The 22,706-nt window shown below is 69.5% G+C and carries 16 protein-coding genes and 2 pseudogenes; 3 read left to right on the top strand and 15 right to left on the bottom strand.

Features of this window, described 5'->3' with window-relative positions; genetic code table 11:
- Positions 1-186: 186 nt before the first annotated feature.
- A complete protein-coding gene (locus tag RM704_RS13450; RefSeq protein ID WP_033531063.1) occupies positions 187-861 on the top strand; it encodes a ThuA domain-containing protein in 675 nt (224 codons plus the stop codon).
- Complete coding sequence (locus RM704_RS13445) at positions 846-1,937, top strand: Gfo/Idh/MocA family protein (protein ID WP_033531064.1); 1,092 nt, start codon at positions 846-848, stop codon at positions 1,935-1,937. Before RM704_RS13450 ends, RM704_RS13445 begins: the two co-directional genes overlap by 16 nt.
- A gap of 368 nt (positions 1,938-2,305) precedes the next feature.
- On the opposite strand, the gene RM704_RS13435 is transcribed toward RM704_RS13445, so the two are convergent.
- Positions 2,306-4,912 carry a family 78 glycoside hydrolase catalytic domain gene (locus RM704_RS13435; RefSeq protein WP_033531143.1) on the bottom strand — a complete coding sequence of 869 codons (2,607 nt, stop codon included), beginning with the start codon at positions 4,910-4,912 and terminating at the stop codon, positions 2,306-2,308.
- 462 nt (positions 4,913-5,374) lie between these two features.
- On the opposite strand from RM704_RS13435, the gene RM704_RS13430 reads away from it, so the two are divergent.
- Entirely contained in the window at positions 5,375-8,119 is a 2,745-nt protein-coding gene (locus tag RM704_RS13430) for a family 78 glycoside hydrolase catalytic domain (protein WP_311590571.1), read from the top strand.
- Positions 8,120-8,233: 114 nt separating this feature from the next.
- Here RM704_RS13430 and RM704_RS13425 read toward each other — a convergent pair.
- The 14 genes and pseudogenes from RM704_RS13425 to RM704_RS13365 all read right to left on the bottom strand — a co-directional run bounded on the left by RM704_RS13425 (position 8,234) and on the right by RM704_RS13365 (position 22,601).
- Positions 8,234-9,383 (bottom strand): annotated as a pseudogene (locus tag RM704_RS13425) (SGNH/GDSL hydrolase family protein).
- A gap of 258 nt (positions 9,384-9,641) precedes the next feature.
- On the bottom strand, positions 9,642-10,268 hold the full coding sequence (locus RM704_RS13420; RefSeq protein ID WP_033531066.1) for an NAD(P)-dependent oxidoreductase: 627 nt from the start codon (positions 10,266-10,268) through the stop codon (positions 9,642-9,644).
- Positions 10,269-10,434: 166 nt separating this feature from the next.
- Positions 10,435-10,884, bottom strand: coding sequence for an SRPBCC domain-containing protein (locus RM704_RS13415; protein ID WP_033531144.1), 450 nt, complete (start codon positions 10,882-10,884; stop codon positions 10,435-10,437).
- A 545-nt stretch (positions 10,885-11,429) separates the two neighbouring features.
- The gene (locus RM704_RS13410; protein ID WP_033531067.1) at positions 11,430-12,563 is read right to left on the bottom strand and encodes an epoxide hydrolase family protein; all 1,134 of its coding nucleotides are present in this window, start codon (positions 12,561-12,563) and stop codon (positions 11,430-11,432) included.
- A 343-nt stretch (positions 12,564-12,906) separates the two neighbouring features.
- Positions 12,907-14,472 carry an MFS transporter gene (locus tag RM704_RS13405; protein WP_033531068.1) on the bottom strand — a complete coding sequence of 522 codons (1,566 nt, stop codon included), beginning with the start codon at positions 14,470-14,472 and terminating at the stop codon, positions 12,907-12,909.
- A 187-nt stretch (positions 14,473-14,659) separates the two neighbouring features.
- The gene (locus RM704_RS13400) at positions 14,660-15,520 is read right to left on the bottom strand and encodes an SDR family oxidoreductase (protein WP_052146421.1); all 861 of its coding nucleotides are present in this window, start codon (positions 15,518-15,520) and stop codon (positions 14,660-14,662) included.
- A gap of 73 nt (positions 15,521-15,593) precedes the next feature.
- Complete coding sequence (locus RM704_RS13395; protein WP_033531069.1) at positions 15,594-17,099, bottom strand: aldehyde dehydrogenase family protein; 1,506 nt, start codon at positions 17,097-17,099, stop codon at positions 15,594-15,596.
- A gap of 165 nt (positions 17,100-17,264) precedes the next feature.
- The gene (locus RM704_RS13390) at positions 17,265-18,449 is read right to left on the bottom strand and encodes an NAD(P)/FAD-dependent oxidoreductase (protein WP_033531070.1); all 1,185 of its coding nucleotides are present in this window, start codon (positions 18,447-18,449) and stop codon (positions 17,265-17,267) included.
- The gene (locus tag RM704_RS13385; RefSeq protein ID WP_033531071.1) at positions 18,446-18,640 is read right to left on the bottom strand and encodes a ferredoxin; all 195 of its coding nucleotides are present in this window, start codon (positions 18,638-18,640) and stop codon (positions 18,446-18,448) included. The genes RM704_RS13390 and RM704_RS13385 overlap by 4 nt, the downstream gene beginning before the upstream one ends.
- A 55-nt stretch (positions 18,641-18,695) precedes the next feature.
- Positions 18,696-19,928 (bottom strand): cytochrome P450, encoded by a 1,233-nt coding sequence (locus RM704_RS13380; RefSeq protein ID WP_033531072.1) that lies wholly within the window; start codon positions 19,926-19,928, stop codon positions 18,696-18,698.
- Positions 19,929-20,143: 215 nt separating this feature from the next.
- Positions 20,144-20,251, bottom strand: a pseudogene (locus RM704_RS45545) (response regulator transcription factor); the annotation flags it as partial.
- A 195-nt stretch (positions 20,252-20,446) separates the two neighbouring features.
- A complete protein-coding gene (locus RM704_RS13375) occupies positions 20,447-20,602 on the bottom strand; it encodes a hypothetical protein (protein WP_311590570.1) in 156 nt (51 codons plus the stop codon).
- A gap of 176 nt (positions 20,603-20,778) precedes the next feature.
- A complete protein-coding gene (locus RM704_RS13370; protein WP_033531073.1) occupies positions 20,779-21,318 on the bottom strand; it encodes an N-acetyltransferase in 540 nt (179 codons plus the stop codon).
- Positions 21,315-22,601 (bottom strand): NsdA family TPR-like regulatory protein, encoded by a 1,287-nt coding sequence (locus RM704_RS13365; protein ID WP_078937405.1) that lies wholly within the window; start codon positions 22,599-22,601, stop codon positions 21,315-21,317. The genes RM704_RS13370 and RM704_RS13365 overlap by 4 nt, the downstream gene beginning before the upstream one ends.
- Positions 22,602-22,706 lie beyond the last annotated feature (105 nt).

Below are 22,706 nucleotides of genomic sequence, written 5' to 3'. Positions count from 1 at the left end.
GGCCCGAGCGACAGCACGGGCGGGCGGCACCTCCTGACAAAAGAAGCGCCGGTCTCCATACGTTCGGATGGTAGTACATAACTAGCCTCACCGACCTCCTGAGCAGCGGCAACACCCACTGGGGAAAACACCTGTGGGGCTCTCTTCCCCCGACCTCCGATCGCCGAGCCTGTGCGCACGGCGCCGATGGGAGTGTGCAATACCTTGACCAGCGAAATCCGGCGGGCCCTTGTCGTTCGTGGTGGTTGGGACGGGCATCAGCCCGTGACGATCAGCGACAGTTTCGTCCCGTTCCTCAAGGAGCAGGGCTTCACCGTCGAGACCTCCGAAGACCTCGCGGTGTACGACGACGCGGAGCGGCTCGCTGCCACCGATCTGGTCGTGCAGTGCTGGACGATGGGGACGATCACCCCGCAGCAGCGCGACAACCTGGCCGCCGCCGTCCGCGGCGGCACCGGACTCGCCGGCTGGCACGGCGGCATCGTGGACAGCTTCCATGACCACGGCTATCACCTGCTGACCGGCGGCAAGTTCGTGACGCACCCGCCCGGCTACCTCGACCACACCTACCAGCTGTCGCCCGAGCACGCGGACCACCCGATCATCGCGGACCTGGACGACTTCGCGATCCACAGCGAGCAGTACTGGGTCCTGACCGATGCGCGCATCGACGTGCTGGCCACGACCACGTTCCCCGCCGACGACCTGCATGACCGGCCCGCCGCCATGCCCGCGGTGTGGACCCGGACCCATGGCGCGGGACGCGTCTTCGTCTCGACCATCGGGCACAAGCCGGACGACTTCGACGTGCCGCAGGTGCGGACGCTGACCGAGAGGGGACTGCTGTGGGCGAGCCGGTGAAGCCTTTGAACATAGGGATCGTGGGCGCGGGCAAGATCAGTGGCGCCTATCTGTCGACTCTGGAGAAGCTGACGTCGGTGCGGCTGACCGCGGTCACCGACCTCGACCGGGCCCGTGCGCAGGCCGTCGCCGACCAGGTCGGATCCCAGGTCTCGGTGGCGGACTCGGTCACGGACCTCGTCACCCGTGACGACGTGGACGCGGTTCTGAACCTGACCATCCCGGCCGCGCACGCCGAGGTCGCCCTGGCCGTACTCGCCGCCGGTAAGCACGTCTACGGCGAGAAGCCTCTCGCGACGAACCGCAAGGAGGCCGATGCCGTCCTGACCGCCGCCCGTGATGCGGGACTTCGGGTGGGCTGTGCCCCCGACACCGTGCTGGGCACCGGCACCCAGACCGCGCGCAAGGCGGTCGATGACGGACTGATCGGTCGCCCGGTGGCGGCGACGGCCTTCATGACGTACGCGGGACCCGAGACGTGGCACCCGGACCCGGAGTTCTACTACCAGCCCGGAGGAGGCCCGCTGCTCGACATGGGCCCCTACTACCTCTCCGCCCTGGTGCACCTTCTGGGCCCGGTGGTGAAGGTGACCGGAGCCTCCTCGCGGCCGCGTGCCGAGCGGTTCATCGGCAGTGGTCCGCGGGCCGGGCAGTCCTTCCCGGTCGAGATCGACACCCACATCACGGGTGTCCTGGAGCACGCGGACGGCGCCCTGTCGACGCTGGTGATGAGCTTCGACATCAAGGCCGCGCGCCTGCCGCGCATCGAGGTGCACGGCTCCGAGGCCTCGCTCTCCGTACCCGACCCGAACACCTTCGACGGGCCCGTCGAGATCCACCGCGGCGACGGCTGGGACGTCCTGCCGGTGTCCGCCGGTCACGCGGACACCGGCCGTGGCGCGGGGCTTGCCGACCTCGCCGAGGCCCTGGACGCCGGGCGCCCGCACCGCGCCTCGGCCGAACTCGCCGCGCACGTCCTGGACGTCATGCTCACCCTCATGGACGCCGCCGAACACGGCCGCGCCCTCCCGGTGACCAGCACCTGCGAGCGGCCCGCCCCGGTCATCGGCCTCTAGCCAGGTGTGCTGACCGGAGAGGTTGGTGACGCGGCCGGCTGGGGTCTGCGGAGGTGAGCGCCGGGGGCGGCTGGAGCGGTCGTGCATGCCCTCGGCGCCGTGCCGACGGTAGCTGCCGGCCCACCGGCTGCGGTGCTGTGGCTGACCTGGAGGCGATCCGCAGCCCGCCGCGGGGCCGGCCGTCATCGACGACACACCGGGCCAGACACAGCCCGCAGGTCGGTGTCAGCAGGGCATGACGGTGGGACAACGAGGGCCTCCTGGGTGCCGGTTGTAGATGTCGTCATCCACACCGAACCCAGGGGCCCTCGGCTCTTTCAACGCCGCTCAAGCATGTCGCCTGTTACCCACGCCCCAGGACAGCGCACTTAGAACGTGATGACATGGGTTCCCGGCCCCAGGACGACGGGCTCGCCCACGCGGAACTCGCATTCGGTGTCCGCCGGCACGACGACCTCAAAGCGAACGGCGCCGTCCTCGCGTCGCCACGACGACGACGCGAGGCCGAAGGGAGTCTCGAGCGTCGCTCGTGCCCAGTCCAGCCGGTGGTCGAGCACCGGTTCCACGGCGAAGCGCTCGTAGCCGGGGTGCGATTCGAGCGGACGCAGGCCGGCCACGTACTGGTGCAGGAACCCGATGACCGCCCCCTTGCTGTAGTGGTTGAGCGAGCCGCTCGGTGTGCCCTTGGCGTCGATGCCGTCCCAGTGCTCCCAGATGGTGGTGGCGCCGCGGTCGATCATCGTCAGCCACGAGGGCGAGGTGTCCTGGAAGAGCAGGTCGAACGCGACATCGGCACGCCCGTTGTCCGCCAGTACCGGCAGCAGCATCCCGGTGGACAGGAAGCCCGTCGACAGGTGTGTGCCCTCGGCCCGGATCAGTTCGACGAGGTGCTCGACCGCTGACGGCACGAGGTGCTCGGGGATCAGGCCGAACCGTAGCGCTCTGACGTAGGTTGCCTGGCTGTCCCGCGCCAGCCGGCCGTCGGCGCCGATGAATTCGGTGGCCCAGGCGTGCTCGACGTTCGCCGCGAGTTCGGTCCAGCGTGCCGCGTCTTCCGCCTTGCCCAGTACCTCCGCGGTCTTAGCGAGCAGACGGGCGGAGTTGGCGAAGTAGGCGGTGGCGACGATCGAATGCTCGCCCTCGAAGAGGGCGATCTCGACTCCGGGCTCCAGCCATTCCCCCCAATGGAACCCGGTGTCCCAGAGGAACTGCTCGTGTTCGGGTGCCTCGGGATTCGCCTCGATCCGCTCCGGCGCTCGCGCCGTACGCGCGGTCGTCTTGACGAACTCCAACCACGCGACGGCCGACGGGTACTGCCGCGCCAACACCTCGCGATCCCGATACGACTGCCACATCTGCCACGGTACGGAAACCGCCGCGTCGCCCCACCCCGAGGAACCCTCGACACCCCCGACCGCCGCCTCCGGAGACGGGACGTAGTTCCTGACCATGCCGTTGGGCACCTGGTCGGAGGCCAGATCCTTCAGCCACTTGTCGGTGAACCCGGCGATGTCGTCGAGGAAGGCCGCCGTCGACACGAAGACCTGATAGTCGCCCGTCCACCCGGCCCGCTCACGCTGGGGGCAGTCAGTCGGCACGTCGCACGCGTTGGTCCGCCAGCTGCGCACCGCAGCCTCGTGCAGCAGTTCGACGCGGCGGTCACTGCAATGGAAGGTGCCGGTAGGGCGCAGATCCGTGCGGACTTCGACGCCGTGGAGGTCGGCTGTGCCGAGAGGTCCCGGCAGTCCGTCGACGGCCACGTACTGGAACCCGTGGGTCGTGTGGCGCGGTTCGAACGCCTGGCCGTCGCCGACGGAGACCACCGAGTCGATCTGGTTGAAGGGGCTCGGAGTGGGGCTGTCCGCGTCGGGACGCAGATGGTCGGTCGTGACATCACCGTCGGCGTCGAGGGCCTCGCCATGGGTCAACACGATCTCCGACCCGGGGCGTAGCTCGTCGAGGTGGATCCAGCCGTTAGTGTTCTCGCCGAGGTCGACGATGTGCCGCCCGCCCTCGAGGGTCGTCACCGACGCAGGCGTGATCGACCGGACGCGGCGAACCGGAGGTGCCGGGGTCGCGCACAGGCGGCTCCAGTCGGCGCACAGCGGATCCGTCGGCTCGAGCACCGGCTGCCAGTCGCGGCGATCCCAGCGGAAACCGCCCAGCCGCTGCACCACGCGCTGTCCGTCGAGCAGGTCGGCCTCCGTGGAGTTGGAGATGGTGGAGCCCCAGCCGAGGCCGCTACCGACCACGGTCGTGGAACCGTCGGCGTAGGTGACTTCGAACTGGGCGAGGAGTGCCGTGCGGTCACCGAAGTTGTCGTAGGTGCGGCTGTAGCCGAACAGGCCGCGGTACCACCCGTCGGAAAGGAAGGCACCCAGGTCGTTCGCGCCTTCGTGCAGTGCGGTGGTCAGGTCGTAGGTCTGCACCTGAAGGTTCGAGCGGTAGGCGGTGAAGCCCGGGGTGAGCTCTTGGTCGCCGATCCGCTGCCCGTTGACCACCAGTTCGTAGATGCCGTGGGCTGTGACATAGGCCCGTGCCAAGGCGATCGGTCCGGTCAGTTCCACATCCGAGTGCAGGGCGTAGACGGGGCGGTAACCAGGCTCGGGCACGTCCAACTCATGGGGCCGGATCCAGGAAGCCGACCAGTCGCTCCGCTGCAGCAGCCCCATCTCCCAGAACGCCGACGCCGACCAGTCGCTCTCGCCGAGGTCGGTCCACACACGCACCCGCCACTCGACGCGTCCGCGGGTGGCCGGCTCAGGGCCTGTGTACGGGACCAGAACGCGCTCGGCGGATCGCACGACGCCGGTCGACCAATCGCCCGCCGCTATCTCGTACGCCGTCTGACGCGTGGCACCGACGGGCAACTGCCACGACAGACGTGGGCGGGCGACACCCGCGCCCAGGACGGCGTCATCAAGGTGCTCGAAGCGCAGCCGGTGTGGTGCGTCGGTCGTTGTCTGCTCAGTCATGAAGGCCTCCGTTGCTCGGACAACGTTCTCGGGCACACCAGGTCTATGTAACGTTCCATCCCGAGGCTAGGCAGTGGAGCCGAGGGTGGTCAATAAGGTGCGCTGGTGTTGCGAGGTGGCGCTTCGTCAAGGACAAGAGTCGTGGGCATCGAATGGGCAGGTCAAGTCAGCTGTCCTTCGGTGTTTGTTGAGAGAAGGAGCCTGCGGTTGCTCCGCCGGAACGGTGGACTCGGCCATCGATGCCTTCCTAAGTCGAGGCGCTTATGGAACGATACAAATGATCGGACTCCCTTCGACACCGCTCATTCCGAGAGCTCGCAAGGGTGTTTCCACCGGGCAACGCGTACCCCCGTCCCGGATCCCATCCGTCTGCCGAGAAGTCTGGAGACCCGCATGGTTGTGGCTGCCGCTCCCCGCGCACCTCGATTCGAGCACCACACGGACGGTTCTCCCGTGCTCGGCGTGGGGACTGGCACCCCCCGCTTGTCGTGGACGGTTCCGCAGGCCGACGAGGGCTACGAGCAGACGGCGTACGAGGTCGAGATCAGTCGGGACGGGACCCGTGAGCGATACCGGGTGGACAGCGGCGAGCAGGTGCTGGTGCCCTGGCCGGCCGAGCCGCTCGCGTCCCGGGAGTCCGCCCGGGTGTGGATCCGCGTCGCGCACAAGGAGGAGTGGAGCGAGTGGGGAGCGCCGGCCGTCGTGGAGGCCGGTCTCCTCGACGTCTCCGACTGGTCCGCTGCCTTCGTGAGCCCGACCGGCGTCGGTGATCTGCACGCACCCGCGCCGGTACTGAGCGGCTTACTCCACGTGCCGGGCGAGGTGGTCAAGGCCCGGCTGTACGCCACGGCTCATGGTGTGTACGTCGCCACACTCAACGGCCGCCGCGTCGGCGACCTCGTCCTGACGCCGGGCTGGACCGCCTATCAGCACCGGCTGCGCTACCAGACGTACGACGTCACGGACCTGGTCCGCAGCGGGCGCAACGAGCTGGACTTCCTGCTGGGCAACGGCTGGTACCGGGGCCGGCTCGGCTTCAACGGCGAGCGAGCACTCTACGGTGACCGACTCGCGCTGCTGGCGCAGTTGGAGGTCACGACTGCTGACGGCCGCGTGCACGTCCTCGCCACCGATGGCACGTGGACAGCGTGCGAGAGCGAGGTACTCGCCGACGATCTCTACGACGGCCAGCGCACTGACCTACGGCGGCGGGGCGCAGGCCGGCGCCCGGCCACCGGCGGAGTCGAAGTGATCGAGGGCGATTCCACCCCCCTCGTGGCGTCGGACGGGCCCGGCGTGCGGGTCAGCTCTCTGCTCTCGCCCGAGCGGGTATGGACCTCACCGTCGGGCCGGACGCTGGTCGACTTCGGCCAGATCGCCGTGGGTTGGGTGCGGTTGCGCGTCCGCGGTCTCGCGCCGGGCAGCGAGGTCGTCGTACGGCACGCGGAGGTCCTGGAGGAAGGCGAACTCGGCACCCGGCCCCTGCGCACGGCCAAGGCAACCGACAGTTACCTCGTCACGGGCACCGACGGGGAAATCCTCGAACCGTCCCTGACGTTCCACGGCTTCCGGTACGCGGAGGTGTCCGGCGTGCCGGGCCTGCGCGGTGAGGACATCGAGGCGGTGGTGATCGGGTCGGACCTGCGGCGCACAGGCTGGTTCAGCTCCTCGCACGAGCTGCTCAACAAGTTCCACGAGAACGTGGTCCGCAGCATGCGCGGCAACTTCGTCGACGTACCCACCGACTGCCCTCAGCGGGACGAACGGCTCGGCTGGACCGGCGACATCCAGGTGTTCGCGCCCACGGCGGCCTTCCTCTTCGACACCGCGGGCTTCCTCGACTCGTGGCTCGCCGACCTGGCAGCCGAACAACAGCCCGACGGATCCGTCCCGTTCGTGGTGCCGGACGTGCTGCGCACCCCGTCCCCCAGCGCGGCGGCCTGGGGCGACGCCGCGACGGTGGTGCCGTGGGTGCTCTACCAACGCACCGGGGACCGCGGCGTATTGGAGCGGCAGCTGCCGAGCATGTGCGCCTGGGTGAACCGGATGACCGAACTCGCCGGCCCCGACCGGCTGTGGACGGGCGGCTTCCAGTTCGGTGACTGGCTGGACCCGACCGCACCGCCCGAGGACCCCTACCGGGCCCAGGCCGATCCCGATGTGGTCGCCACCGCACATCTGGCCCGCTCGGCCGAGATCGTGGCCGAGGCGGCCCGAGTGGTGGGACGGAGCGAGGTGGCGGACCACCACGCAGCCCTGGCGGCCGAGGTCCGCGAGGCGTTCGCCCGTGCCTTCGTCACGCCCGCCGGCCGTGTCCTGTCCGATGCGCAGACCGTCTACGCCCTGGCCATCGAGTGGGCACTGCTGCCCGGCGAGGAACAGCGCAAGGAGGCCGGCCGACGGCTGGCGGACCTCGTACGCACCGGCGGCTTCCGCATCGGCACCGGGTTCGTGGGCACCCCGCTGGTCACCGACGCACTGACCTCGACCGGACATGCCGACGTCGCCTACCGCCTGCTGCTGCAGACGGGCTGCCCCTCATGGCTCTACCCGGTGACCATGGGCGCGACCACGATCTGGGAGCGCTGGGACAGCATGCTGCCCGACGGCAGCATCAACCCCGGCGAGATGACCTCCTTCAACCACTACGCGCTCGGCGCGGTCGCGGACTGGCTGCACCGGCGGGTCGCCGGCCTCGCCCCCGCCGCGCCCGGCTACCGCGTGATCACCATCCACCCCGTGCCGTCCGCCGCGCTGACCTCCGCCTCGGCCCGCCACGTCACTCCGTACGGCGAAGCCCGCGTGGCCTGGACACGCGCCGACGGACGTTTCCGCCTGGAGGTACAGGTTCCCGTCGGGGCCACCGCGCAGGTCCGGCTGCCCGGTGCCGACGCGCACGAGACCGTCGCACATGGAGAGCATCACTGGGAGGCGCCCGACCCGTTCCCGCCCTCACCCGAGCCGCGGACGCCGGTCACCGTCCGCGATGTGCTCGACGAACCCGTGACCTGGTCCGCGGTAGCCGCTGCGGCTGTCCGGACCGGTGTCGCCCCCGGCGGCGAGGCCGAGGCGGCCCGTCAGCTGGCCGCGCACCTCGACGCGCCCGCGACCGATCTCGCTCGTGCCCTCGCACCGCAGGAGTTCGCACCGGGCGCGGGCGCCTTCCAGCGTGAGGTCGACGCCATCTTCACATCGCTCCCTGACTGACTGCTGGCGGCCACGACGCATGCCATAGGAAGGGGTGGGGTTCGTGGGCGGGTTCGGGTTGTGGGCGGTTGATCGCCCCCACAGGGGGAGCCGCATATGTAGCCCCACGCCCCTTTACGGGGCGAAGGGGCCGTCGGCTCGGAAAGCCAGGTCCGCGAAACCTTCGCCTATGTGGCGGTGCGTCTCGGCGTCCGGGTGAAGGCCGTCCGGGAGGGGGAGGGTGGCGGCCTCGGACTCGCCGTAGAGGGCGAGGCCGTCGAGGTAGTGGAGGTGAGGGTCGTCCTTCGTGCGCTGGGCCACCAGGGCGGAGAGTTCGTCGCGGATGACGCGGAGGGTCAGCATTCCGGGGGTGGGGTCCGCCGGGTCGCCCATGGCGCGGTAGTGGACGCGGCCCTCGGCGAGTTCGGTGACGTCGGGGGCGCTGGGGCCGGGGTGTCCTCGTGGATGGGGCAGAGGATGGGGGAGACGACAAGAAGGGGTGCGGTGGGGTGGCCGTCGCGGAGGGTGTCGAGGAAACCGTGGACGGCGGAGGTGAGGCGCGCAGCCGCATCACGTCGAGGTTGACGCGGTTGATGCCGGTCTTGACGCTGATCAGGTCGGCGGGAGTGTCCCGCATGGCGTGGGCGGTGAAGGGGTCGAAAAGGGCGCTGCCGCCGAGGCCCAGGTTGATCAGTTCGACGCCGACCAGGGACGCGGCGTGGGCGGGCCAGGTGCCGGTCGGGCCGACGTCGTCGGAGCCGTGGCTGATCGAGCTGCCGTGGTGCAGCCACACCCTGCGGCCAGGGTCGGGGGCGGGCTCGACGGGGGCATCGGTACGCAGGGCGAGGAGTTCGGTGGTCTCGTTGTGCGGAAGCCAGATCTCGATCGTCTTGAGACCGTCGGGGAGGTCCGTGAAGGTCACGGTGCCGGGCGGGCCCGGGCGGTGCTCCGCCGTTCCGGTGATCATGTCGAAGGTGATGGTGTTGCCCTCCGGCACGCTCGCCGGGCCCGTCAGGCGGCCGTCGACGAGGAGTTCGTACAGCCGTCCGAGCGGGCCGGGGCGCTCACAAGGGTCCGCTTGGTGCGCAGGGCGTCGAGCTCGACGGTGTGGCGCGGCTGCGGAAGACCAGCCGTACGCCGGAGGGCTGGGACTCGACCATGGCCAGTTGCGGGTCGGCGCACTGGGCGCGGGCCCGGGCGGGCAGTCGGTGCGGCAGCACGCCGTGCTCGGTGCGCTCCAACTCCAGGGCGCGCGCAGGAGATCGGCGATGATGGGGGTGGTGATCCGGTGGGGGCAGTGTGCATCGCTGCCTCAACTGGTTCGTCGGTGGTAGAGAGGCGGCAGGGGATCAGAACATCAAGATCAACCTGAGGCGGCTTTTGGGCTCACCTTGGCGGGACTCCGGGGCGACGCCCATGAGCGCGTCACCGGCTCTGTGCATGGGGGCGACGACCGTCGTCATCCGTGTAGGCATGGCCATGACGGTGCGCGGCATGAGTGATCGCCCTGGGCTCTCCTGGCGACGGCCATGGGAAGACGGGCCTACTTGGTGAGGACTGCGGTGCGCCGGGACCAGGAGCCCTCGGCGGCGGCGCTGAGCAGGAACGCGGCGACGTCGGCCCGGGAGATCCTGGGCACGCCGGGCAGGCGGTCAAGCTGCTTCAGGTCGATGGCCTGGACGGTCGTGGCCGGCTTGTTGGTCAGCAGCACCGGGTAGACGAGCGTCCAATCCAGGGCGGAGGCGGTGAGGATGCGCTCGCCCGCGGCCTTGTCGGCGAAGTTCGCCTTGCCGCCCTTGTAGAGAAACCGGAGGATCCCGGAGGCCTTTGCCAGGGAGTCGCCGACGCCGAACGCCGACATGACCACTACTCGCTTGGTGCCGCTGGCCTCGGCGGCCTGGACGAGCGCGCGTGTGGTGTCGATGATCAGGTTCGCGGGGTCCTTGGCCTTGCCGATCCCGAGGGTGCTGACCACCGCGTCCATGCCGCGCATGGCCTCGGCCAGCGCCTCGGCGTCCCGGACATCACCGGCGACCGCGGTCACCCGCTCGCGCCGGGCGAGCTTGGATGGGTCGCGTACGAAGGCGACCACCTCGTGTCCGGCGGCGGTGGCCGCGTCTGTGAAGAGGCGGCCGGTCGCGCCGGTGGCGCCCAGGAGGAGAAATCTCATTGCAGTCAGTCCTTTCAGGAGCCTGGACGGCTCTCGTGTACGAATCTGGTGTTCGCTGCGCCGCACCGGGCAGGCGCAACTGGCGCGGGCAGGGTGGTCTATGAGCACACCGGCGCTACGGCGCGTGTCCGGTACCGGGATGAGCTCCCGCTCGTGGGCGTTACCGTCACCGCCCTGCCCCGGCCGAGGCCTTGGCCTCCGCCCATTCCTTGAGGGGCCGGTTCATCCGCTCGAAGTTCTCCAGGGTGCGGTCGATGATGCTGCTCATCACGGGTACCAGCAGCCCCGAAAACCTCTCGTCCTGGATCACCCGCGTCCCGCCGTTGTGCGGGTTGAGGGCAAAGCCGTGATCGCCGCCGAAGAGGCCCGGAATGGGTAGCCCGCCGGCCCAGCGGAGTTCGATGCCCTCCGCCACGGCTGTCACCCGAGCCTTGAAATTGACCGGGCGGCCCTTCGCGGGCTGTGTCCGCAGGGCCAACGTGGCCCCGACCTGAATCTCTCCGGTCACCTCACGGATGTACGGATTCCAGTCCGGATAGCGGGCGAAGTCCGTCAGGACCTCCCACACCAGCCCGGGGCTCGCGTCGATGTCGATGTACGTGCTGATCTCTCGCATTTGGCACTCCCCGCTGGCCGCGCTGGCGACGACTCGCTCGCCCGGGAGCATGGCCGCTCCCGCGCTCGGCGGCACGACTCAGATGAAGCACGCCCGTCGACGCGGCTTCCCTTGAACCCACTCCGCTATTCGTGCTACACGCTAGCAAAGGTGAAACTCAGTCGCAAGTTCGAGTCATAGGATCGCTATCGAGGGCTAGCGTTGAATACAGCCATGAATGCCAGGTGGTCGAATCGGTGCGCATGGGCAGCCGAGATAGTGCGTACCTGCCGCCGCAGTTCCGCGTACCGGCGCGCCTCGGCCGCAGCTACGGTGCAGGGATGTAGGCGACGCCTGCCAGGAGGGCGGTCAGGCCGGGGGGAGACACCGACGGGTCGTCGTGTCCCTGTATCTCCATACGGTCGTCGCCACCTTCCTGCGGGCCACGCAGTACAAGGAGAGACCGCCGAGAACCGGGATCCCGGTCTGCCACCACTGATGGACGTGGGGGGGCAGACCGGGGAACGCGACGCCGCGTGAATGGCTCAGTCCGCAAGCTCGGCGTCTCACGGCCGAGAAGATGACCGTGATGTCCCCGGAAGACTCTGGAAGAATCCTCGGATGTCGGCGACCAGCAGATCGGGCTGCTCCATGGCGGGGAAGTGGCCGCCGCGGTCGAACTCGGACCAGTGCGTGATGGTGTTGGTGGCTTCGGCGAAGCGGCGGATGGTGAGGCTGAGGTCCTTGGGGAAGACCGCGACACCGGTCGGGGTGGTGGAGGGTTCCGGCTGCCGGCCCCAGGAGGCGGCGGACTCGCGGTACAGGCGTGCCGAGGAGGCAGCCGTGCCGGTGAGCCAGTACACCATGACGTCGGTCAGCATCTGGTCGCGGTCCACCGCGTCCTCGGGCGCGTCGACGGAGTCGGTCCAGTCCTTGAACTTCTCCACGATCCAGGCGAGTTGGCCGACCGGGGAGTCGTGCAGGGCGAAGGCGAGCGTCTGTGGCCGGGTGGACTGGACGGCCGCGTAGCCGAACAGCTCCCGCTGGTAGCGCTCTCCGTGCTTCAGACGTGCCTGCTCCTCGTCGGTGAAGGGCGCGGCCTCCGGGGGAGGCGGGGCGCCGATCATGGTGACGTGGACGCCGACGACGTGTTCGGCGTCGAGACGGCCCAGTTCGCGGGTGATGGACGATCCCCAGTCGCTGCCGTGGGCGCCGTAGCGGGTGTAGCCGAGTCGGCTCATCAGCTGCGCCCAGGCGCGGGCGACGCGTTCGACGTTCCAGCCCGTCTCGCGGGTGGGGCCCGAGAAGCCGTAGCCGGGGATGGAGGGGACGACGACGTGGAAGGCCTCGCTCAACGGCTCGATGATGTCGAGGAGTTCGACGAGGGAGCCGGGCCAGCCGTGGGTGGTGATCAGGGGCAGGGCGTCGGGATTCACTGAACGGACGTGCAGGAAGTGCACGTTCTGGCCGTCGATCTCGGTGGTGAACTGCGGGAAAGAGTTCAGGCGTGTCTCGTGGACGCGCCAGTCGTAGGAGTGCCGCCAGTAGTGCGCCAGCTCTTTGACGTAGTCGAGGGGGATGCCGTACTCCCAGCCGACGCCGGGGAGTTCGTTGGGCCAGCGGGTGCGGTCGAGGCGGTCGTGCAGATCGTCCAGCTGGGACTGGGGGATGTCGATGCGGAAGGGGGTGATCGCGGTCATGTGGGGGGCTTTCCTGGTTCGGGCCGGGCGGTGGAGAGGCCGGAGCTGCGACTGCCCGGCGACGGTGGCGGGTGGTGATCAACAGTCAAGCCAGGTGATCACAGGCCCTGGACGAGCCCATGACCCGTGGCAGCTCTCTCGACGTCGAGATACGCAAGGTCATATGCGGCACGAACGATGGAGAAGGTCAACGCCCGCCACCCGCAAGGTCGTCCGCGTCCGCTGAAGGCGGTAGCTGCCGGAGGCGGCCTGGTGCTGGTCGGCGAGGGCCGGTACCCGGACGCCGACCGGCCTGTGGCCTTCCGTGATCCTCCCGGTACGGCAGCGGCGGGGCACCTCGGCATCATGCGCTCGAACGCGTGCCCTGGTCGGGATCGGGCGCCTCGGCCACTGCTTCATCGGTCTTCTCAGGCAGGTCGAGGCTGCTGCGCAGGGTGACCGGTTTGAGGAGGACGGCGGCGATGACGGCGAGAAGGGCTGCGGCGGCCGCGAGGAGGAAGACGTGCGCCGTCGCGTCACCGTACGCGACGCGGATGATCTCCCGCAGTGCGGGAGAGTCCGAGTCCGCGCCGGACAGCCCGGCGGAGGCAAGGCCGCTCGCGGTCCCGTCCTCGACCTGGCGGGCCAGGACGGCGCCGAGGACGGCGACGCCGATCGTGCCGCCGAGGGAGCGGAAGAACGTCACCGTGGAGCTCGCCGCCCCGATGTCCTTAAGCGGCACGGTGTTCTGCACGGCGAGTACGAAGTTCTGCAGTGTCATGCCGACGCCCATCCCGACACACAGCATCGACACGGCCAGGAAGACCATGGGGGTCTTGTTGTCGATGACGCCGAGGCCCGTGCAGCCGGCGGTGAGCAGTGCGGCGCCGGTGATGAGGAACGGCTTGATCTTCCCGCTGCGGCTGATCAGCCGGCCGGCGACGATGGAGGCGATCAGGATGCCTGCCATCATCGGAATGGTCAGCAGACCGGCTTCGGTGGGGGTGCGGCCGCGGCTGAGCTGGAAGTACTGGCTGAGGAAGACCGAGGCGCCGAACATGGCCGTACCGACGGCCAGGCTGCCGAGGATGGCCAGGGCGGTGGTGCGCTGCCGCACGATGGCGAGCGGGACGATCGGTTCGGTGGCGCGCTTCTCCACCCACAGGGCGGCGGCGAGCAGGGCCAGCCCGCCGGACACCATGGCGGCGGTCTGCCACGAGGCCCAGGCGAAGGAGCTGTCGACGAAGGACACCCAGATGAGCAGGACACTGACCCCGGAGGCGATCAGGGTGGCCCCCAGGTAGTCGATCTGCACGTTCTCGCGGCGCAGGAGAGGAAGGTTCAGCGTCCGCTGGAGGAGGAAGGACGCGACGACGGCGAGCGGAATGGCGATGAAGAAGCACCACCGCCAGCCCAGCCACGAGGTGTCGACGATGACACCGCCGAGGAGCGGCCCACCGATGGTCGATGTCGAGGTGGTGCCGCTGAGGTAAGCGCTGTAACGGCCGCGCTCGCGAGGCGGGATGATGGCGGCAATGGCGATCTGGACGAGCGCCTGCGCGCCTCCCACGCCGACGCCCTGGAGGGCCCGCGCGGCGATCAGTTGCCCGCCCGTCTGGCTGATCCCCGACGCCACGGTGCCGAGCACGAAGATGACGATGGAGACTTGGAGAAGGGTCTTCTTGCTGAAGAGGTCGGCGAGCTTGCCCCAGATCGGGGTCGTCGCCGTCGTGGTGAGGAGGCTCGCGGTGACGATCCACGTGTACTGGGTCTGGGTCCCGTGCACGTCTTCGATGATCTTCGGTAGCGCGCTGGAGACCACCGTACTGCTGAGGGTCGAGACGAAGAGGGCGAGGAGCAGGCCGCTGAGCGCCTTCAGTACCTGCCGTTGGGACGTGGGGGACGCCTCCGTGAGAGTCGACTCGTTCACTGTGCTCCTCGACGGGTTTCAGGTCACCGGTTTGCTGTGCATCACGCTCTACGGGCGCAGGCCGGACATCGCGGTCGCCGGCGCTGGAACGGCAGGAGCTCAGCTGACATAAGGGGAGAGGGGTGCGCGCGGGCCAGGACGGGCGTCGGCCTTCGCGCACCCCCGCGGCAGGCAGGCGTACGGGAAGTCAGGAGCGTGCGGCCTGCGCGTTCCCGATGAGCGGGCGGTCCAGCGCGTCGGCAGTGCGGCCGAGGAGTTGCAGGTTGCGGGCGCCGAAGTCGACCGTGAGTGGGTGTCCGGAGATGTACCGCGCCGCATGGGAGTTGAGGAACACGACGGGGTCCGCCATCTCCTCCGGCGTGGCCAGACGTTGGTTCAGGCCGGCCCGCGACTCAAGCGATGCGCGTCCGCCGGCCATCACGGCGAAGTCGGACGTCAGACCGGTCTCGGTGCTCGTCGGGAGCACGGCGTTGACCCGGATTCCGCGGCTTCCGAGCGCGGTGGCGCTGTGCGCCATGAACAGGTTGAGCAGCCGCTTCGAGAGGGGATAAGCGGCCGGTCCGGGCTGGTCGTTGAGACCGAGTCCTTCGATCGCGTCGACGGTGGCATCCCACCCGGCGACGTGGATCAGCCCTTCGAGTTCCTCCTGGTAGCGCTCCCAGTTGATACCGCCCATGGAGGTCACATAGACGATGGCGCCGCCGTCGCCCATCCGCGCCTCCAGGTGCGTGTCCGAGATGTACTTGTAGGCGCCGAAGTTGATCAGCAGTGTGGTGTTGTAGTCATGATGGAGACCTGAGACTCCGGCCACGCCGAAGAACGCGTCGATGTGCTCGGGGAGTTTCGCGAAAGCACGGTCGATGTCGTCGCGCAGCGCCAGGTCCGCCTGGATCGCGGAGGCGAGGCCCGGGAGCTCGGTCGGCGCGTAGTCGATGGCGTGGACCTCCGCGCCCAGTTCGACGAGGCGCTTCGCCGTCGCCCTGCCGATCCCGGAGGCGCTGCCGGTCACGACCGCCGTCCTGCCGGTGTACTGAAGGTAGTCGTTCATGTGTCCGATTCCTCTCGCCTGCGCCCGCGCCCGGTGGCGGGCGCGGGCCTGCCGTGTCTGTGGGAGTGGTGCGTCAGGAAAGCGGGAGCGAGAGTGCGGACCCGATGGTCTTGGTCTCGGTGTAGACCTCGAAGCCCTCTCGGCCGCCCTCGCGGCCGATGCCGCTGGCCTTGTAACCGCCGAAGGGGGCGTCCCCGCCGGAGAACGAGCCACCGTTGATCATGAAACTGCCGGTTCGGATGGCGCGTGCGATGCGCAGAGCGCGCTCTGTCGAGGCCGAGGCGACGTATCCGGCGAGGCCGTACCGGCTGGCGTTGGCCAGCCGGATCGCTTCTTCGTCGGTGTCGAACGGGGTCACGGTGAGCACCGGCCCGAAGATCTCCTCCTGTGCGATGGTGGAGTCGTTGTCGACGTCGACGAAGAGTGTCGGCTCCACCCAGAAGCCCGCGCGTTCGGGGACGGCGCCGCCGACCGCGAGCCTCGCGCCCTCTTCCCGGCCGACGCGGATGTAGTCGGCGACGCGGTCGCGCTGCCGGGCCGAGATGATCGGACCGGCCAGCGTGCCCTGGTCCTGAGGGTCACCACAGGACACCTGCTGGAACGCCTGCGTGAGGCCGGCGACGACCTGGTCGTAGACCTTGCGGTGCACGAGCAGTCGGGTCGGCAGCGCGCAACCCTGGCCCGAGTGGGCGAGCGCGCCGAGCGCCTGCGGGATGGCCTGCGTGAGGTCCGCGTCGTCGAGGATGATCGACGCGCTCTTGCCGCCGAGTTCCAGCGTCGTGCGCTTGAAGGTGGGCGCGGCGAGTTCGAGGATGCGCTGCCCCGTGGCCGTGGAGCCGGTGAACGACACCATGTCGACGCGCGGGTCGGTCAGGAGGAGTTCGGCCGTGCCGAGGTTGCTGGTCGGCACCACGTTGACCACGCCGGCCGGGATGTCGGTGCGCTCGGCGATGAGCCGACCGATGCGAGTGGCGTTCCACGGTGTCTCGGGGGCGGGCTTCGCGACGACCGTGTTGCCGGTGGCGAGAGCGCCGGCGAGCTTGACGAGCAGCAACCCGAAGGGGAAGTTCCAGGGCGTGATGGCGGCGACGACGCCGACGGGCTCCTTGACCACCCACCGCTCGCTGGGCTCGTTGGTGAACCGGTTGACGGTGTCGTCGAGTCGGCGCACCCACTCGAACCGGTCGATGTGGTCGATGTGCCATCGGAACTTCTGCAGAGGCTCCTCCAGCTGGGCACCATAGGTGAGCATGCGCGGAGCTCCGACCTCCGCGATGAGTTCCTCGCGCAGCTCGTCCTTCTCCTCGACCAGCGCGTCGAGGAGCTGGGTCAGGGCGCGCTTGCGGAACTGCCGGTCGACGGCCCAGTCCGTCTCCTCGAACGCGCGCCGGGCCGCAGCGATCGCGTCGAGCATGTCCTCCCGGCCGGCGTCGGCGACCTTGCCCAGAACGGTGCCGTCCGCCGGGTTGAGCACCTCGAACGTGCCGCTGCCCGCGGCGCTACGGAGCTCTCCGTCGATCAGCAGGCGCTCCTCGTGCGGGGACGCTGTCGACGGCGGACCTGATGGAGTAGGGGACATTGTCTCTCTCCTCATGGGGGGAAGTTGTCGAGGGGCGGCTCGGGAGGCCGAGAAGGGCCGGACGCCGTGGGGCGGTGCGTGCGCGCGGGATCGGCGTCGAGCCCGGCGTTTGTGCTCTGATCAGGCGCGAAGTCCCCCGGCCGCCGCGTTCTCATGGGTCGGAGGTCAGGACTCCACTGCGGTGACGGTGGTGCGCACGCTGTCGTGCCACGCCGCGCGGGTCGCGATCGCCTGCCGCCACGGGCGGATGGCCTTGGGCGGCATGCCGACGGCGAGGGCGCCGGTGACGCGGTCGCCGGTACGGTACGCGGCGACGAACTTCCGCTCGGACAGGTCGCCCTCGACGAGGGCGACTTCGTCGTGGCCGCGGAGATAGCCGTAGGCCTGCATCTTCATGTCGTACTGGTCGGACCAGAAGTACGGCACCGGCGCGAAGGGTTTGCCCGCCTCGGGGCGCAGCAGGTTCCGGGCGGCGGCCATGCCCTGTTCGGCGGCGGTGGTGCGGTGCTCGATACGCATCGAGGTGCCGAACAACGGGTTGTACCAGCGGGCGACGTCACCGGCCGCGTACACGTTCGGGGCGGCCTTGCAGTACTCGTCGCACACCACGCCGTCCCCGACGGTCAGGCCGCTGCCCGTGAGCCACTCGGTGTTGGGCAGGGAGCCGATGGCGACCAGCACCTCGTCGGCCTCGATCACCTCGCCGTCCGCGAGCCGCACGCCGTCCTCGGTCACCTCGGTGACGGTGACCCCGCAGCGCAGGTTCACGCCCCGCTCCAGATGGGCGTTCGTCAGGACCGTGCCGACCTCCATGCCGACGGCGTGGGCCAGTGGCACCGGGGCGGGTTCGAGGAGCGTGACCTCGCAGCCGAGTCGCCAGGCGACGGCGGCGGCCTCCGCGCCGAGGAAGCCGGCGCCCACCACGACCAGCCGTCGGCCTGGGGTGAGCCGCTTCCGCAGCGTAAGCGCGTCGTCGGGGGTGCGCAGGACATGTGCGCCCTCGCCGGGCAGCCGACGAGGCCGGACCCCGGTGGCGATGAGCAGCCCGTCGTAGGGGAGGGCGGATCCGTCGGCCAACTCGACGGTTCGGGCGGCCGGTTCGAGGCCGGTGGACGCCACGCCGAGCCGCAGGTCGAGATCGAGCGCGGCCAGCGCGTCGGAGGTGCGCAGGACCAGCCGGTCCGGCTCCCACTCCGCGGCCAGGATCTGCTTCGACAGCGGCGGGCGGTCGTAGGGCGCCAGCGGTTCGTCGCCGACCAGGGTGAGCGTGCCGTCGTAGCCCTCCCGGCGCAGGGTCTCGGCCGCCGCGAGTCCGGCGGCCGAGGCACCGACGACGACGATCCGCCTCACTGCTCGACCAGGCGGATCGCGGCGGCCGGACAGACCGCGATCGCTTCTTTCACGTCGTCGAGGACATCGGCTGCGGGCTCGTCCTCCAGGAGGATCGCGATGCCGTTGTCGTCCTGGTCGAAGACGTCCATAGCGGCGAGCACGCACTGCCCGGAGGCGACGCACTTGTCGGCTTCCAGCTCCACCTTCATGGGAATTCCCCTTACTTCACACGTGGTTGTCGTTCGTTCGCGGGAGAGGGAACCGTCACCAGGAGACGGGCAGTTCGTGCACGCCGTAGATGAACGCGTCGTTCTTGAATCTGACGTCCTCCAGCGCGCAGGCCGGCTTCAGCGTGGGAATGCGCTTGTAGAGGGTGCCGTACACGACTTGGAGTTCCATCCTGGCCAGCGGCTGGCCCAGGCACTGGTGGATGCCGAAGCCGAAGGCGACGTGGCGGCGGGCGTCGCGGGTGAGGTCGAGGCGGTCCGGGTCGGGGAACACCGCGGGGTCGCGGTTGGCGATCTCGTTGGCGATGATGACGCCCTCGCCGGCCCTGACGACCTGGCCGGCGATCTCGATGTCCTCGGTCACCGCGCGGCGCCGTCCCAGGTGGGTGATGTGCAGGTAGCGCAGCAGTTCCTCGACCGCGCCGGCAACGAACTTCGGGTCGTCGCTCTCGCGCAGCAGGGCGAGCTGGTCGGGGTTCTCAAGGAGGGCGAGGGTGCCGAGGGCGATCATGTTCGCGGTGGTCTCGTGGCCCGCGATCAGCAGGAGCAGGGCCATCTCCGTGGCCTGTTGGTGGTCGATCTCCCCGGCCGTGACGCGCCCCGCGATGCTGGAGAGCAGGTCGTCCTTCGGCTCGGCGAGCCGCTTGGCGATCTGACCGGCCAGGTATCCGGCCATCTCCCGGGTCGCAACACCGCGCTGCTCGGGGGTCGCGGTCGTGCGGACCATCGTCTTGGTGTTCTCCTGGAACAGCGCGTGGTCGTCGTAGGGCACGCCGAGCAGTTCGCAGATGACCAGGGAGGGGATCGGCAGGGCGAACTCCTCCACGAGGTCCACCGGGCCCGGCCGGCTCAGCATCCCGTCGATCAGGTCGTCGACGATCCTCTGCACGGCGGGTCGCAGGGCCTCCACCTTCTTCACGGCGAACGGGGCCGTCACCATCCGGCGCAGCCGGGCGTGTTCGGGGTCGTCCATCATGATGAAGCTGAGCTTGCCCTCGCCGCCCTCGGGACTGGCCTTGGTCGGGTAGCCGGGGCTGTCGGTGTCGGCGCTGACTCGGGCGTCGCCGAGGATGGCGCGCTGGTCGGCGTACCGGGTCACGAGCCACGGTTCAGTGCCGTCCCACAGCCGCACCTTCGCCAGCGGCGTCTTCGCCTGGAGGTCCTTCAGGGCGGGCGGCGGGTCGAAAGGGCAGCGGGCCTCCCGGGGCATCGGGAACTCGGGGGGCGAGTCCGGTGCCTCGGGAACGGGTCCTGCCAGGGTGTCGGCCATGGTTCTCCTCGGTGGTGGGGGCTCCGCTCGAGAGTGGGAGCGCCGGGGTGAAGTGGTCGAGGCCTCGATGAGCACATGCAAACAGAGCGGGCTGACGGCTTCCGGTCAGTTCTCTGACAGAGAGCTGACGTGACACAGATCACAGCCGAGTCCAGGTGCCCAAATGCCTTGCCATGTAGGGGAGTTGTAAGGCAGGCGCCGCTTGGTGCGGCAGGTCAGTGCTCGGCGTCGGCGTGCCCGAGCCAGTAGCCGAACCCTCGGCGTGTGTGAATCAGGCTGGGCGCGTCATGGTCGACCTTGCGCCGCAGCCGGGAGACGAGCTGCGGCGCGCTCAGCCTCGTCGAAGGTGGCCACGAGCTTGCGGCGCTCGATCTTGGCGGGGGCGACTGGCACGAGCAGCAGGTTCGCCTCGGTAACAGCCTCGTGGAAGATACGGGCGCTGCCGCGCTGGCGTCGACTACGATCGCGCCGAACTCGGCGCGCTTGGTGCGGATGTACTCGGCGATGCCGTCGAACAGTTACCGCTCGACGATCAGGTTGGCGGGAGTCTCGAAGCTCGTGGCCTGTGCGACCTTGAACCAGTCGTAGGAGGACTGGCTGGTGGCGTCGGCGTCCAGCAGCAGCGTGGGCAGGCCGAGGACGCGCGTTTCAACGCCCCGGGCATCTGTTGGCACCGAGACCCACGGGATCACTGCTGTTGCAGGCTCTGATCGCCGGGAACTCGTCGTAACTCACCGGCTTGCACGAAACCCAGTGGCAGCGATCTTGTAGCGCTCGGGACGGAGGTCCAGCATCTGGAATTTCAGGGGCTCGGTGGAAGTCCGTCAAGCCGGTGGGCCGTGGCTGCTGTTCAGCGGGCTGCACGGATCATCACGGTGAGGACGGGCGAGGCCACTGACGGCTGGCTCTGCCCGATGTCCTCGTACCCCCACGACTTGTAGAGCTCGTGGACCTTTCCGTCGCCAGCGGCCGGGTTGACCATGAGGGTGACGAAGGGCTCGTCACGTGTGGCGAGGAGGGCGTTGTGGATACGCCGGGCGGTGCCGGTCTTCCGCCAGGCCGGCCGGACGCCGATCTCCTTCAGGGCAACGGCCGGTCGCTGGGTGTACTTCTCCGGCGGGGCCGGGCTGGTGCGTTGCCAGTACCGGTCGCCGTGCTCGATGGTGTTGCCGTAGGCGTAGCCGACTGGATAACTGCCCGCGTACGCGAGGACCGCCGCGAACCCCGGCTCGGTGCTGTGCCGGTCCAGGCGTTCGCCGAACGCGGTGACCGCGTAGTTCGGCAGGTGGAGGAGCGGGGCGCGCACTTCGGCGTACACGTCGAGGAGGTCGCCGCGGGCGGTGTCGAGGGTGGTGAAAGTGCGCAGTTCGATGGCGGGAGCCGTGGTCATGCGGCCATCCTCCAGGTGGCGGCGTGCTCGGTCCAGGTCTGCACGCTGGAGCTGCCCGGCGCGGTGGCGCGCAGCGCGGCCCCGAACTCCTGCAGCATGCGCGTGACCCGGGCGTGCTGGGTAGCGGCGTCGGCGGGGACCTTCATCGCGGTGGCCGTGGCGGCGTCGGGGGCGCCCTGGGCGAGCTGGGCGTGTGCGAGCCGGGTCGTGGTGATGGCCCGGGACCGGATCATGTGGGGTCGGAGGGCGGACAGGCAGCGGTGGGCGTGGTACTCGGCGGTCGAGTAGTCGCCGAGCGCCAAGTGCGCTGACAGGGCCAGGGAGTCCAGTTCGGCCTGGTCGTAGAAGGCGAGCATCCACACCGGCCGGTAATCGGCGGGATCGGCGCGCAGCATGGCGTCCTGCGCCTGCTCGAACGCCCGGCGGGTGCCGGTGCGGTCCTGGGCCGCGCCGTGGATGGCGCCTTGGCGGGCCAGGCCGAGGGAGGCGAAGAGAGGGTCTCGGCGGGTGAGGTGCAGGTTTCGGGCGACGTCGTTGGCGGCGAACGCGTCCGCGGGACGGCCCATGTGCCGGTACATGGTGCCTGCGTGGCTCCAGATGCGGAACTTGATCGCCTGGTCGCCGGACATCTCGGCGAGCGCCTGGGCCTCACGCATGTGCGCCTTGGCGATGTCGTAGCGCCGGCCGTCGATGGCAGCCCACATCGCTGAGGAACGGAACGCCGCTGCGGAGGCGTAGAGGCTGCTGCGAACCCGCTGGCTGGCGCTGCCCGCGTTCTGGAGATTCAGGGCCTCGTCGGCGAGCGCGGCGGCCCGCTGCTCGATGCCGAGTTGGCCGCCGTGGCGGTGGTCGCTGGCGATGATCTCGGCGAAGCGCTTCTGTAGACGGTCGACGTCGCTCATGCCGATGCGGCGCGGGGATGCGGTGCCGGGAGCGGCGGCTGCCGCGGCGGCAGCCGCCGCGATGCCTCCGACGAGGGTACGGCGCTTCATGTCGGGGTCCTCCTGCTGCGGTGGGGCTGGGCTGGACGGAGTCCGGCCCCGTGGCACGAACCCTAGAGCGACGGCGGGCAGGCCGCTGACGTCCTCAAGTGCCTTGCGGGTAGCCGATTTGGGCCACGTGACCCGGCCTGCTTTCCAGTCCCGGACCGATGAACCGTCGAGGCCGCCATGTCTCCCGGTCAGTTCCTCTAAGGCCCTGTTCACAGTGTCAGCAAGGCTGTTGGAGCTGTAGCCGTGTTCGGCCATCCACGCCTCAAGAACGGTGTTGCGCGTGGTGTCCATGTCCGCACGGTAGCCCTCACCTCCCCTCACTCGCCAGGTAAAGAGAGGGTCAAATCGCCCTAGGTTCATCGGATGGACGGACAGCTGATCGCCCTAACCACCTTG

The organism is Streptomyces gottesmaniae (assembly GCF_031845845.1).
GTDB lineage: Bacteria > Actinomycetota > Actinomycetes > Streptomycetales > Streptomycetaceae > Streptomyces > Streptomyces akebiae.
Note: the sequence above shows the minus strand (reverse complement) of the source record. Positions and strands in the feature narration are given on the sequence as shown.